The sequence below is a fragment of the Micromonospora sp. CA-248212 genome, assembly GCF_050948405.1.
Classification (GTDB): domain Bacteria; phylum Actinomycetota; class Actinomycetes; order Mycobacteriales; family Micromonosporaceae; genus Micromonospora.
In genome coordinates this window covers 4,685,983-4,699,317 of the sequence record NZ_CP192023.1, presented here as the reverse complement: position 1 = coordinate 4,699,317, position 13,335 = coordinate 4,685,983, and the positions used below count along the sequence as shown (strand labels likewise).

11 protein-coding genes and 2 pseudogenes are annotated in these 13,335 nt (G+C 69.4%); 5 read left to right on the top strand and 8 right to left on the bottom strand.

Annotation, left to right across the window (positions count from 1 at the left end):
• Window positions 1-72 precede the first annotated feature (72 nt).
• The 4 genes and pseudogenes from ACQP03_RS22105 to ACQP03_RS22090 all read right to left on the bottom strand — a co-directional run bounded on the left by ACQP03_RS22105 (window position 73) and on the right by ACQP03_RS22090 (window position 3,561).
• On the bottom strand, window positions 73-666 hold the full coding sequence (locus ACQP03_RS22105) for a helix-turn-helix domain-containing protein (protein ID WP_357128476.1): 594 nt from the start codon (window positions 664-666) through the stop codon (window positions 73-75).
• Between the two features lie 66 nt (window positions 667-732).
• A pseudogene (locus ACQP03_RS22100) lies at window positions 733-1,056 on the bottom strand (transposase); the annotation flags it as partial.
• An 809-nt stretch (window positions 1,057-1,865) separates the two neighbouring features.
• A complete protein-coding gene (locus ACQP03_RS22095) occupies window positions 1,866-2,654 on the bottom strand; it encodes an ABC transporter permease subunit (protein ID WP_357128479.1) in 789 nt (262 codons plus the stop codon).
• Window positions 2,647-3,561 carry an ABC transporter ATP-binding protein gene (locus ACQP03_RS22090; RefSeq protein ID WP_357128482.1) on the bottom strand — a complete coding sequence of 305 codons (915 nt, stop codon included), beginning with the start codon at window positions 3,559-3,561 and terminating at the stop codon, window positions 2,647-2,649. Before ACQP03_RS22090 ends, ACQP03_RS22095 begins: the two co-directional genes overlap by 8 nt.
• A gap of 84 nt (window positions 3,562-3,645) precedes the next feature.
• Here ACQP03_RS22090 and ACQP03_RS22085 point away from each other — a divergent pair, with 84 nt between their 5' ends.
• The 4 genes from ACQP03_RS22085 to ACQP03_RS22070 all read left to right on the top strand — a co-directional run bounded on the left by ACQP03_RS22085 (window position 3,646) and on the right by ACQP03_RS22070 (window position 7,663).
• Window positions 3,646-4,098: a GbsR/MarR family transcriptional regulator gene (locus ACQP03_RS22085; RefSeq protein WP_357128484.1), complete on the top strand. Its 453-nt coding sequence runs from the start codon at window positions 3,646-3,648 to the stop codon at window positions 4,096-4,098.
• A 133-nt stretch (window positions 4,099-4,231) separates the two neighbouring features.
• Window positions 4,232-5,026 (top strand): potassium channel family protein, encoded by a 795-nt coding sequence (locus ACQP03_RS22080; RefSeq protein WP_357128487.1) that lies wholly within the window; start codon window positions 4,232-4,234, stop codon window positions 5,024-5,026.
• 223 nt (window positions 5,027-5,249) lie between these two features.
• On the top strand, window positions 5,250-6,686 hold the full coding sequence (locus ACQP03_RS22075) for a hypothetical protein (protein ID WP_357128490.1): 1,437 nt from the start codon (window positions 5,250-5,252) through the stop codon (window positions 6,684-6,686).
• Window positions 6,683-7,663, top strand: a complete 981-nt coding sequence (locus ACQP03_RS22070; protein WP_357174158.1) for a hypothetical protein — start codon at window positions 6,683-6,685, stop codon at window positions 7,661-7,663. The genes ACQP03_RS22075 and ACQP03_RS22070 overlap by 4 nt, the downstream gene beginning before the upstream one ends.
• 156 nt (window positions 7,664-7,819) lie before the next feature.
• Here the strand turns inward: ACQP03_RS22070 and ACQP03_RS22065 are convergent, their stop codons facing one another.
• From ACQP03_RS22065 to ACQP03_RS22050, 4 genes are all read right to left on the bottom strand, one after another.
• Window positions 7,820-8,503: a potassium channel family protein gene (locus tag ACQP03_RS22065; RefSeq protein WP_357128496.1), complete on the bottom strand. Its 684-nt coding sequence runs from the start codon at window positions 8,501-8,503 to the stop codon at window positions 7,820-7,822.
• On the bottom strand, window positions 8,496-9,845 hold the full coding sequence (locus tag ACQP03_RS22060) for a TrkH family potassium uptake protein (protein ID WP_357128499.1): 1,350 nt from the start codon (window positions 9,843-9,845) through the stop codon (window positions 8,496-8,498). The genes ACQP03_RS22065 and ACQP03_RS22060 overlap by 8 nt, the downstream gene beginning before the upstream one ends.
• A 167-nt stretch (window positions 9,846-10,012) precedes the next feature.
• The gene (locus ACQP03_RS22055) at window positions 10,013-11,641 is read right to left on the bottom strand and encodes a hypothetical protein (RefSeq protein WP_357392389.1); all 1,629 of its coding nucleotides are present in this window, start codon (window positions 11,639-11,641) and stop codon (window positions 10,013-10,015) included.
• The gene (locus ACQP03_RS22050) at window positions 11,638-12,525 is read right to left on the bottom strand and encodes an ABC transporter ATP-binding protein (RefSeq protein ID WP_357128505.1); all 888 of its coding nucleotides are present in this window, start codon (window positions 12,523-12,525) and stop codon (window positions 11,638-11,640) included. The genes ACQP03_RS22055 and ACQP03_RS22050 overlap by 4 nt, the downstream gene beginning before the upstream one ends.
• Before the next feature lie 223 nt (window positions 12,526-12,748).
• Here ACQP03_RS22050 and ACQP03_RS22045 point away from each other — a divergent pair.
• A pseudogene (locus ACQP03_RS22045) lies at window positions 12,749-13,060 on the top strand (cation:proton antiporter); the annotation flags it as partial.
• Between the last annotated feature and the right edge of the window lie 275 nt (window positions 13,061-13,335).

Below are 13,335 nucleotides of genomic sequence, written 5' to 3'. Positions count from 1 at the left end.
CTTCGATCGGTGCACCCATCGAGCGCACGGGTTGGCCCTCGCCGGAACACGAAGGGGGAGCCGAAGCGTCGGTCAACCGCCTGACGCGGTCGGCGGCAGCGGCGCGATGATCAGAGTGATGTCGATCGGTACGGCACCCTCGGGCCGGCTCGCGGTGTCGCCGAGCGGACGGCGCTGCACCCAGAGCGAGATGAGGGCCTCCCAGGCGCGGTGCAGCTCGGCCAGCTCGTCGACGGTCAAATAGGCGAGGTTCTGTGAGACCCCGGTGTGCTCACTCCAGCGGGAATCCATCTCCGGGCGGCGTTGCTGCCACTCGGCCAACTGAGCGGCGCTGCGCTCCAGCACGAACCGCTCCAACATGCTCAGTCCCTCGTGGCCCTCGGCTGTCTCGCCGGGCTCCCAGTCCTGGGAAACGGCGGTCACCCGCCACGGGCGCTCCCGGTTGTCGCTGCGGCCGGCCTGCTCGACGAAGCCGTACTTCCCGAGCTGGCGCAGGTGATGGGAGGCGAGCGCCTGGCTGATCCTCAGCGCGCGCGCGGCCGTCGCAGCCGTCATGGTGCCCTCACGGCCGACGAGTGCGTGGAGCTTGAGTCGAAGCGGGTGGGCCAGAGCGCGCATGGCTACCGGGTCGCCGATGACGCGCCGCCGCCCACTTTCCAAGGACATGCTTGGAGTCTCCTCGCTTTCTGCCGAATGTCAAGCAGATGCTTGGGAATATCCCGCCCGGCGGGCTGCGGGCGGGCGGCGAACCTGGCCGGCCTTCTCCCGCGCCTGGCAACGCAGCAGATCATGGATCACCTGGTCGGTGCCGTCATCACGCCACAGGGCGAAGTAGTAGTAGGTGGCGGACTTCGGCGGCAGGTCGTGCGGCAGGTACGCCCACTGACACCCGGTCCGGTTCTGGTAGAAGATCGCGTTCACGATCTCCCTCAGCTCGTAGCGACCCTGATGCCCCGACACCGACGGGTGGCGGTCCTTCCACGCCTGCAGGAACGGTCCGACCACCGCCCACTGCTCATCGGTCAGGTCACTCGGATACGCCGCACGCTCACCCATGATCAGCCCAACGCGGCCGGACCCCACCGGTTACGACCACGGCTCACATTCCGCGCCAGGCCAAGGTGAACGATGAATCTCTCGCCGCTTCACGCTGAGGAGCCTCTCGTGCCGACCGGATCCCGGGCGGTCAGCCCGGGACCCTACAGGTAGCCTGATTTCAGGCGAGTGGAATAGCGCCGATAAGGCGCAACCCGTGTTGGGTATCGGTTCGTGTCGATCCTAGGACACGTTATTTCCCCACGAAGCGTGATTTCTCTTCGCGTTTCGAGCAATCCCCGTCCCGTTGGACGGGGATTTTTGCTGTGGTGGCGAGGAAGCTCCCCGCCGGGGTGAGCGGGTAGATCGCGGGCTCGACTTCGATGGTCCACGCGTGGTGGTCACACACAATGATCATGTTGTTGGTGCTGCGGTGGTGCCGGCGAGCGGATCGGTCGTGCTCCGCTCAGTTCGTTGCGTCCTTTCCAACCCGGCGCTCTGTTTGTGCCCACAGGCGTGATGACATGCGGCTCTTTGTCTTCTTCCCGCCTGCACCTGCGGTCGCAGCGGTGCGGTGCTGTGGTTGTCTGGTGAAGATCGGCCCGGCGCGTTCAGCACGGTCCGACCGACTCGCCACGATCGCCGCCGTTCATGGCCCGTGCGCCAAGCGCAGCAGGGCTGTCTCACACATCGTGTCCGAGGTGCCGGTCAGTGACGGCGGCAGGATCGGGGCTGCCGTGCCCGCGGGGGCCGCGGCGGAGTTGATGCCCGTGGCTGCATGACGTCCAGTGCGTCGGGCCACACCGCTGGCGTGGTGAGGGCGGTCGCGGTCAGCTGGTCAGGTCGCGGCGGTTGAATGCCGCTACGGCGCCGGTCAGCAGGACCGCGGTGGTGGCGGTCAGGATGGTCAGGTCGGCCCATTGGAAGCCGTTACGCAGGGGTTCTCCGCCGATGTAGTAGTGGAAGGGGGAGGCGTAGCGGAGGGCGTCGGCGCCGATCTGGCTGGCGAAGGTGCTGGCGGCGTAGGTGAGGACGGCGATGCCCGCGCTGCCGGCGAGGGCGGCGGGTCGGCTGCCGGTGGCCGCGCCGACGGTCATCGCGACCGTCCCGAAGACGATGATCAGCAGGGCCAGGGCGAGACACTGGGCGGTGAACTCGCCGACGGTGATGCTGTCGAGTTGTGCGCCGGGCCGGATGGCCAGCAGGGCCAGCAGGACCACCACCGCGATGAGGATGGCGCTGACGGTGAGCGCGGCGAAGCGGTGCAGCAGCAGCCGGGTGCGGCTGACCGGGTGGGCGAGGAGTAGGTCGAGGTAGCCGGCTTCCTCATCGCCGGCGACTGCGCGGGTGCCGGTGACGATGCCGAAGATGACGGCGACCAGGGGCACGATGATGCCGAACACGCTGGAGCCGAGATACCCGGCGGCGGAGGAGAGGTCCTCCATCCGCAGCGCCTGCCGCAGCCCGGGGGAGAAGCCTTGGACGGTCTGTCCCATCGCGCGGTCGGCGACCTGGGGATAGAAGCCGGCATACATCGCTGCGAGCAGGGCGATGCCGGCGGTGAAACCGGCCAGGGCCCGCCGGCCGTCCCACAACGTCTTGGTCAGCAGGTTAGGCATGCGTGGTCTCCTTGCTTGCAGCGTCGGGCTGGTAGTAGGTGAGGAACAGCTGTTCCAGGTCGGGTTCGGTGGCACGGAGGCTCACGACCCGCTGCTGGGCGAGTACGCGGATGAGCCCGTCGGGGCTGCCGGCGAGGCGGAACCTCGCGGTCGGGCCGTCAGCGGTCAGGCCGGTCACCTCCGGCAGGGCGGCGAGTGCGGTGTCATCGACCGGGTCGGCGAAGGTGACCAGGAATTCGTGCACGCTGCGGTCGCGGAGTCGAGCCACCGTGTCGAGGGCGACGAGCTGGCCGTCGCGGATGATGCCGACCCGGTCGGCGACCGCCTCGACCTCGCTCATGATGTGCGAGGACATGAACACGGTCTGCCCGTCGGCTCTGGCTTCGCGGACCAGGTCGAGGAACGTCTGCTGCACCAGGGGGTCCAGCCCGGACGTCGGCTCGTCGAGGATCAACAGTTCGGGGCGGTGCATGAATGCCTGTACCAGGCCGATCTTCTGCCGGTTGCCCTTCGACAGGGTCTTGATCCGCGCGGTCAGATCCAACTCCAACCGCCCGGCCAGCTCGCCGATGCGGGCCTTCGGCACGCCTCCGCGCAGGTCGGCCAGGAACGTCAGGCACTCACCGACGCGCTGGCGGGGGTTGACCACGAACTCCCCGGCGAGATACCCGATCCGCCGGTGCAGCGCCACCGCGTCCCGGCGCGGGTCGTGCCCGAACACCAGCGCGTGTCCGCTGGTCGGTCGGATCAGGTCCAGTAGCACGCGGATGGTGGTCGACTTGCCAGCCCCATTCGGACCCAGGTAGCCGAACACCTCACCCTCGGCGACGGACAGGTCGAGGCCGCGCAGTCCCGTGCGGCGGCCGTAGGTCTTGGTCAGCTTCTCCAGCTGGATCACATCAGCCATGGCTTGCAGAGTATCGAATGTTCAAAGATTTCTGAAGATTGCAAGATGTTAGGCTTCTGGTCGATCGAGCGCGGGAGGGCGCGGATGGCTTTGAGTGGTCCAGCGGAGAAGCTGGCACTGACCCTCGCCGAGGGCGGGTTGCAACGGATGACGGCGCGAGTGCTGGCGGCGTTGCTGTTCACCGAGCAGGAGACGATGACCGCTGGCGAGATCGCGGACACCCTGGCCATCAGTTCCGGCAGCGTGTCCACCGCCATCAAGTCCCTCGGAACCGTCGGGTTGATCGAGCGAGTGCCCGCTCCGGGTAGTCGCCGCGAGCACTTCCGGCTTCGTGACGGCGCGTGGGCGACCCTCATGTCCGGCCAGAACGCGATGATCGGAAGCATGCGGGAAGCCGCCGAAGAAGGCATCACGGTGGCCGGCGTGGGCAGCCTCGCCGCAACCCGCCTTACCGAGATGCGCGACTTCTACGACTACCTCTGGCGTGAACTGCCGGCGCTCATCGACAGATGGCGGGACAAGAAGGACGATCAGTAAGTCCCCACTGCGCGCCGACATGGTTAACCACGGGATCCTGGCCGGGTTTGACGTGATGACCGAGTGAGCCCACGCACGCTGGAGGGTGATCATTGCCGATATGAGCGGACCGGATCTTCGGGCGGAGCCAGAGATGCAGGGTGGGGCAGATCGGCGGTTGGCCCGGTCGGCGAACTGGGAGCGGCTCACCGCAGCGCCGTTGACGGTGTTGTCGATGGTCTTCCTCGGGGTGTACGCGGCGCCGATCCTGCGCACCGATCTGGCGCCGGCGTGGCGGGACGCCTGCGCTGTGACGTCGGTCGTCATCTGGTTGCTGTTCTGGCTCGACATGCTGGTACGCCTGAAGCTGGCCACCGACCGGCGTCGGTTCCTGCGGGGCCACCTGTTCGACCTCGTCGTGCTGGCACTACCGGTGCTGCGCCCCTTGCGCGCCGTACGGCTGATCATGGTGGTGTTGACGATCAGCCGGCGCACGGAGGTCTGGGCGCGGGGCCGACTCGCCGTCTACGTCGCCACCACCACCGTGCTGCTGGTTCTGGTGTCCGCGCTCGCGGTGTTGGATGCCGAACGGTCCGGGGCCGATCCGAACATCACGTCGTTCGACGACGCCCTCTGGTGGGCGACAGTCACCATCACCACCGTCGGGTACGGCGACCACTACCCGGTCACCTCGATGGGGCGGTTCGTCGCGCTCGGGTTGATGATCGGGGGGATCGGTCTGATCGGTTTCGTCACGGGTTCGCTAGCGACCTGGATCGTGGAGCGGGTCGCTTCAGCCTCCGAGCAGCCGGCCGCCGCGACGAGCGCGGACGTCGCGGCGCTGCGGGCGGAGATCGCGGCGCTGCGTCAGCACATCGAGGCGGCTGCGCCGAAAGGATTCTTGACCGAGCCGGACGGGCGGGCACCCGCACCGAGGCCCTCGCCATGACCGCTCGACTCCTCACCGGTGCGCCGGCTGGTCAGAAGTGTTTACCTTCCTGTGTCGGCTGCCGTCGAGCAGTCTGGCCAGACGAACGAGTCCGGCCTGGTTGGCCGCCGTGACCCGCGCAGCACACACCGCCTCCGGTTCGGTATCGCCCTCAATGACCTTCCACCGATGGAGGCGGGCACCGTATCTCGACCCCCGTGCTAGCGAGGGGTGAGGTGGGACCATGAGCCCGGCCACCGCCCGCCTGTCTGCCCTGCGCGGCTGGATGCTTGTCGCGGCCATGACCGCCCTCGCGCATCCGGCCGTCCTCCTGTTCGGCTTGGCCGTGCTCGCCGCTGTGGCGGTCTTCCGCGACTGGGTGCCGTTCGTGTGGATCGTGCTCCCGGTGCTCGCATTCAACGTGATCCCCTTGTTGACGCATCGGCCACGATTCACCGGTCACGCCGTGCGTCCGGCCGATGAGCCCGAGCTGACCACCCTGGTGCGGCAGGTTGCCGAGCGCCTCGGCTTTGGCTTTCCGCTGCTCGCGCGGATCGTGGCCGAGCCGGAGGTCGCCGTCCTGCCCACCCGGACGTCGGGGTTTCGTACCTTCACCCTCTTCCTGGGTCTGCCGCTGGTGCGCCGGCTCACCGCTGCCGAAATCGCCGCCCTCGTGGCACGCGAGTTCGCTGAAGAACAGCATGCCGGGGACCGGCGGACCCAACTGCTGCTTCGCGCGCGGGGATCCCTGGTGGCCAGCATCGAGAACCGCCTCCGGGCTCCGGCCGTCCTGGTCGAGCGGTTGCTGCGGGCGAGCCGGGCTCGGGTCTGGCCGCTGGTCTTGGCCGCGGATGCCGATGCCGCCGCGGTTGCCGGCACGCCGGCCATCCGCGGTGCTCTCGTCGAGATCGGCATCATCGATGCGGCCTTCCACGCGCTCGGCGACACCTGGACGGAGGTGCTGGGCGAGGACGGGAACTACCCGGAGGACCTGTACGAAGCACTCGACGCGGCACTCGCCGATCCGTACGTCGCGCCGCGCCTAGCCGCCGCTGCTACTGCGGCCGACGAGGACGACCCGATGGGCATCGCGATCGAGCCCCCGCTGGCCGTCCGACTCGCCGCGCTACCCGAGCACCTCGGCCTCGGCTGGGACGCGAGCTCACCGGTGCCCCTGCGGAACGCCGACACGCTGGAGCGATGGTGCGTGCGGGACCTCGTCAGCGCACACGAGGTTCCGGACGAGCCTCGACCGGTTCGTCTCCTCGACCTCGCACCAGACCGCTTCGAGGCGAGCACGCGGGAGGTCGCGTCGCGTCTCATGCAGGTGACGGGTCAGGATTCCGTACGCGCCGCGGTGGCCATCGCGGCCGACGCCGTGGCGGACAGCACGTGGGCGCAACTGGCTCGGGCGCTCGACCCGGAGACGGGAAGGCTGCCAGCGCCGATGCGGGCCGCCGCGGCACGCGCCGTTCTGGTCGGCTACGTCGGGCATGTGATCAGCGGGGCGCTCCAGGAGGCCGGGTGGCCACGTGCCAGCCGGTGGACATCGAGCGTGCTGGTCGACCCCGCCGGTGGGCTGCTCGACGTCGAGGAACTGGTGGAGTACGTCGTCGACAGCGGTGATCCGGCTCGGGTACGGCAACTGCTGCCGCGCTTCACAGCGTGGGCCGTGCGATGAATGGTCAGAGGCCGGTTCTGCGCGTCGCGCTTCTGGCGCTCGCCGCCACCATGCTCGCGTTCGCCATTGTCGGGAGCGTCCTCGGCTGGAAGGGGTACCGGTACGCCAGCGCGCAGGCACGAGCCACTGCGGTGGTCGAGGGCATCGTCGTCGAGGACGGGATCGGGGACCTCGACGACATCCGTGTCCGATGGGTGGACCAGGCGGGCCAGGAACACGTGCAGCGCTTCGGCATCTACGACACCGACCGGTACACGAAGGACCGACCGTTCCCGGTCGCGTACGACCCGGCCGAGCCCACGCCCCGTGGCTTCCCGGCCGACCCGGACGAGACCAGCAACGAGGACGATCTGACGGTTCCGATCGTGATCTCGGGCTTCGTGGCCGTATTGGTCGTGCTGACCTGGGCGCTACGTGGCATCCTGTTCCGACGAGCCGCGGGTCGGCCGAGTTCTCTCCTGGAGGCATCGGTACTCGCCGGCGACAGACCGGACGGCCCACCGATATCGGTCGGTAACAGCACCTGGATCGCCCTCGCAACGAACAGACACCGCGGTCCCGACCGCTGGCAGCGGGTCATGTGGCACCCGGTCGTGGACTCGGTGAGCGGCACCGTTCACGTCACGGTCCACGGCGACGTCTCGACAAAGCGCCGAGTGGTCATCGAGATGCCGGGCCAGGTGCGGCTGGTGCCGATTGGCCGGCTACGACATCAGCCGCCGAAGCGAGTGGTGCTGGACGAACGAGCCGACGTCAGTGACGCGCTCCGCGACCTCGTCATCCTCCCGGCCGGGGCGTCGCCGCCCCGGGCTCGACCATGGTGGTGGCGCGCGGCGGTCTTCGCCCTGGTAGGAGCAGCATTCGGCGGGATATGCGGCGTGTTGTTCCTCGGCAGCGGCACGGGCGTCCCGCTGGCCGCCGTTGTGGGCGCGGCACTGCTGATCAACGTCTGGGCATTTACCGGAGCTGAGCCTTGAATCCTGGCCCACCGCCGCCTCGATGCCGGTGAGATGAGCAGGAGGAGAAGCCCGAGGGTAGCCATCGACCCCGCAATCGTTCAGGAGCGCCCCGGCAAGCCCGCAGAAGACGGAACCGTGACCGGCATCTAACGTCCACTGACGGACAGTGGCGTGCTAATCGGTGGTGGCGAAACGTTCGACGTTGTCCAGGGTGCCGACGACGAGGATGAGGTCGCCGTAGGCGAGGACGGTCTCGGGGGTGGCGTAGGTGAAGGCGCGGGGTTTGCCGCCGGGTACCGCTGCCTGGGGTTTGACGGCCACGACGGTGACGCCCCATTTGCTGCGGAGGCGGGATTCGCGTAGTGGCAGGCCGACGATGTCCCGGGGTGGGGTGGTCTTGATGACGGCGAAGTCGGCGTCGACTTCGACGTAGTCGAGGATTCTCCCGGAGAGCAGGTGGGCGACGCGTTCGCCCATGTCGTGCTCGGGTGCGACGACGTGGTGGGCGCCGACGCGGGTGAGGATGTTGCTGTGCTGGCCGCTGATTGCTTTGGCCCAGATGTCGGGGATGCCGAGTTCGGCCAGCAGGCTGGTGGTGAGGATGCTGGCCTGGATGTCCGTGCCGATGGCCACCACGGCGCGGTGGAACTCGGCCAGGCCAAGTTGCCGCAGGGCTTCGATGTCGGTGGAGTCGGCGGTGACGACGTGTGGCAATTGTCCGGAGAGGGCCTGGACGGCCTTCGGGCGGTGGTCGATGCCGAGAACCTCGGTTCCTCGGCTGACCAGTTCCAGGGCCAGGGCGGAGCCGAACCGGCCCAGCCCGATCACGACCACGGGTTCGGTGCGTGCCTCAGCCAACGATCGTCCTTTCCTCGGGTAACTCGAAGCGGCGGTTGCGTTCGCGCAGCGCCAGCGCCGAGGCCAGGGTCAGCGGACCGACCCGGCCGGCGAACATCAGCACCACCAGCAGCAGGTCCGCCTGCGGCGGTAGGTTTCCGGTGATGCCGGTGGACAGGCCCACGGTGGCGAACGCGGACACCGCCTCGAACAGCACCACGTCGAGCCGGTACGAGGTGATAGCCAACAGCGCGAAGGTGGCGGTGACCACCGCGCCGACCCCGAGCAGGGCGACCGCGAGCGCCTGGCGCTGGTTGCTCGCGGGGATGCTCCGCCGGCCGACGTTGACGTGGAGCTCGCCGCGCATCTCCGACCAGAGCACGAATGCCAGCAGCCCGAAGGTGCTGACCTTGATCCCGCCGGCGGTGCCGGCGCTGCCACCGCCGATGAACATCAGCACGTCGCTGGCGAGCAGGCTCTCTGGCCGCATCCCGCCGATGTCGACGCTGTTGAACCCGGCCGTGCGGGTCATGGCCGAGGCGAAGAACCCGGCCAACAGTTTCTCCCCGCCGCCGAGCGGGCCGAGGGTACGCGGGTTGGAGAACTCGGCGAGGGTGAGCACAAGGGTGCCGAGCACGAGCAGCGTACCCGTGAGGGCGAGGGTGATGCGGGTCAGCACCGACCAGAGCGCGGGGCGGCGCCAGCCTTTGAGCAGTTCGAACACGACCGGAAAGCCCAGCCCGCCCAGGATGACCGCGGCGGCGATGGGCAGGCAAATCCAGGGGTCGGTGGCGTAGCCGACGAGGCTGTCGGCGTTGGTGGAGAAGCCCGCGTTGTTGAACGCCGACACCGCGTGGAACACCCCGTCGTACAGCGCCTCGCCGAACGGCTCGTCATAGCCGGTGATGAACCGGAGCGTCAACACCACCGCGACGACGGCTTCGCTGGCGAGGCTGAACAGCACGATCCGGCGGACCACCGCGCGCACGTCGGTGAGGTCGAGGCTCTTCGTCTCCGCCTGTGCCAGGAACCGGGCCCGTAGGCCAAGTCGCCGCGACAGCAGCACGGTGAACAACGTCGCCAGCGTCATGATGCCCAGGCCGCCGGCCTGAATGAGCAGCAGGATCACCGCTTGGCCGAAGCTGGACCAGTAGCTGCCGGTGTCGACGGTGACCAGGCCGGTCACGCACACCGCCGAGGTCGCGGTAAAAACCACATCCATCAGTTCGGCGCGCTGGCCGGAACGGGTGGCCACGGGCAGCGACAACAGGCCGGTACCGACCGCCACCGCCGTGCCGAAGCCGACCGCGATGACCTGCGCGGGATGCCACAGTCGCCTACTTCGCCGCTGCCACGTCGGCACCGGGTCTAGCATCCGTCGGCCGCGCCGGTGCGCCGGGTGCCCACGCCGGCGCCCCTAGCGCGCACGCCCCATGGGGTCATCTGGCCGGTCCGGATCATGAACCGCATGCTCTCACGGCCGTTCGGGACGGTCGCCCCACCCATCAGCTCACCGCGCGGACCGGTGGGCTACAGCCGCAGGTCGCGTCTCCGGTATGTCGCCAGGCCGACCAGGAGGGCCAGGGCCGCCACCGCGACCATGGCGGCCATCGCCGGCCAGTCCGGCGTCGTCGAGGGCACGGCCGCGAGATGGGTGTACGGCGAAAGCCCGCGTACCCAGCCCGGCGCGTCGACGCTGTCGGCGACGACCGTGAGCAGGAACCCACCAGCGGTCGGCACCACGCCCCACGCCACCACACCCTGCGTCGTGTGACCGAGTGTGACGACCGCTGCGGCGAGGCTGAGCAGCACGACCGGGAGGACGTTCCAGGCGCCGGCGAGCGCCGCCGGCAGTGGCAACCCGGCACCGACCAGGTTCGAGCCCAGCCATGCGGCCACTGCGGCGACGGTGACGAGGACCGCCGCGCCCGCCGTGGTGGTGAGGATCTCGGCGCCGAGCAGCCGGACGCGGGTGGTCGGCCCGGCGTGCAGCAGGGTCAGGCGGCCGCTGGTCTCCGCTGCGGCGAACGCGCCGAGACGGACGGCGGTGAACGCGCCAACCGGTATGGCGAGCAGGGCGAAGAGCGTGGCCGCGTACCCGCGGACGGTGTGCAGGCCGGCGAAGCCGGCCTGCGCCGCCAGGTCCGCGAAGCGCGGATTGTCTGCGAGGAACGTCGTCAGCGACTCGGCGAGCAGACCGATCAGCAGGAAGTACCCGCCGACCCCGGTCGACCAACCCGCCAACGACCGCAGTAGCCGTCGAACGCTGAAGGCCGTTACCGAGCCGAGCAGCCGCAGCCGTGCCGGCCGTCCGGAAGCGGGGGAGAGGAGTCCTTCCCGGACGTCCCGCCGCCGCATCAGGGCGAGCGCGCCGACGGTGAGCGCGATCGCGGTGAACCCGAGAACGGCCAGGGGCGCCAACCGGTCGTTCCGGTACGGACCGACCAATGCCAGTGGACCGTATGGTGGCAGCCAGCGCAGCCAACCGAGGACGGTGACTCCGTCGCCGACCATCCGTGTCAGTAGTCCCACCCCGAGAAACGCCAGCGTGGCTCCGGTCGCCGCGGACCTGGCCGGGAAGACCTGCGCGGCGAGGGCCGCCGCCGCGACCGCCACCGCACCGGCCAACGCCAGACCGGTGGCGTGTACGACCGCCCCCCGCACCGGCGTGCCGACCGAGGCGAGCGCCGTGGCGAGCGCCGCCCCCACAAGGATCATCGCGGCCGTCAGCACCGCGAGGTGCCGGGCGAGTAGTGCGCTGCGGCCCAATCGTCCGGCGAGCAGCAGGTCCCAGCGACCGGCTTCCTCCTCGCCCCGGGTGACGCGGGTGGTGACGAGCGCTCCCCACACCGACAACAGCACAGCAAGGACGGTGCCGGTGCGCCAGACCGTGAAACCGCCGACGGTGTCGAGGCCGACGGGCTCGCCGAACAGGGTGCGGATCGCCGGATTACCGGCCAGCGCGGCGAGGGCCTCGGCGCCGCCACCGTCGCTGATCGTCTCGGTGTAGGTGACGGCGACGAGCACCGACATGCCGACCACCACGGTGAGCACGATGGCCGTTCCACGACGTACCTGCCGGACGACCAGGCGGGTAACGGTCCCACCAGCGCTCGCGCGGACCGGCCGGGCATGCTCCGGTGCGACGATGACGGTCATCGGGACGTCTCCCCGTAGTAGCCGAGGAAGATCTCCTCCAGGCTCGGCTCCCGGACGGTGAGCGCGGTGACGTCGGTGGCGGCGAGGGCGCGCAGTGCCGGTGCCGGCGGTCCGGTCATCGTGAAGCGGAGCATGCCGCTGTCCTGAGCGACGAGTTCCACCCCGGCTACGTCGCGCAGGTCGGGTACGGAGCCGCTGAACCGGGCGGTCACCTCGGTGCGCCGCAGCCGGCGCAGTGCACTGACGCCCGCGACGTCGACGAGTCGACCACTGCGCAGGATGGCCACCCGGTCGCAGACCGCTTCGACCTCGGCGAGCTGATGCGAGCAGAGGAAGACGGTTTGCCCATTGTCCCGGGCGACCGCGACAGCACGGCGGAACTGAAGCTCCATCAGCGGGTCCAGGCCGCTGGTCGGCTCGTCGAGGACCAGCAGTGGGGCGCGGGTGGCGAACGCCGCGATCAGGGCGACCTTCTGCCGGTTACCGGTGGAATAGGCGCGAGCCGGGGTGGACAGATCGAGCGCGAAGCGTTCGACCAACTCGTCCCGGTAAGCGCGATCGACCGCCGGCCCGGTCGCGGCGAGTAGCTCCAGGGTCTCCGCGCCGGTGAGCTGCGGCCACAGCGCCACGTCGGCCGGCACGTACGCCAGCAGCCGGTGAGCCGCGGAAACGTCCCCGGCATCGGCGTCGAAGATCCAGGCCTGGCCGGCGGTGGGCCGGGCCAGTCCGAGCAGGAGCCGGATCGTGGTGGACTTCCCGGCACCGTTCGGGCCGAGGAACCCGAACACCTCGCCCGCCGGCACGTCGAGGTTCAGCTCGTCCAGGGCCAGTAGTTTGCCGTAGCGTTTGGTCAGGCGATGGGTGCGGATGGCGGACGCAGTCATACGGTCCCTCCGGTCGACGACGTTGCACGACTGCCGACCAGGCTTCCCGGCACACCGGCCATCACGGTACTCCGGTATGTCACCTCGGGGATAGGGCAGCGAATCCGGCTGGCGCTGGCCGTAGTCGCGTCTCGTGTCGGTGGCCGTTACGATCACCGGGATCCGTGGAGCGCCGGGAAGTCTGGTCGGCACCGTGCTGGTTCGCGCTCTCGGAGGGGTTTCCTTGCTGCTGCTGTGCTTCGCCGCCGTCCTGCTGGCCGCTGTGCTCGTCTCGGCACTGGCACACCGCACCATCCTGTCCACCGCGGCGCTGTTCCTGCTTGCCGGGTTCCTGCTCGGCGAGGACACCACCGGTGTGCTGCACCTGCGCGCCGACTCGCCGATCGTGGCGCAACTCGCCGAGCTGGCGCTGTTCGCGGTGCTGTTCACCGACGGGATGCGGGTCGGTTGGGCAGACCTCCGCTCGGCGTGGCGGCTGCCCGGACGCGCACTCGGTTGGGGACTACCGCTCACCCTGCCGATCACCGCGGTGCTTCCGCCGCCGACATTGGCAACTCGACCAGGGGGATTGCCAGCCCTGGGAGCCTCTCGGCCGGTCGCTGAGAGTGTCACATCCCAGCGGTAACTTCGGCGCGGTGGCCAATGGGGGAGCAAGTCGTCCGTGGCAGCACCGAAGAAGTACCCCGACGAGCTACGTCATCGCGCTCTGCGCTTGTATCGCGAGTCGTCGGACTCGAAGCGCGGGTCGAACTACACGCAAACGCTCCCGACGAAGCCGGTGCACCGGGCCGGTGGAGCTCTCGCGGGTCA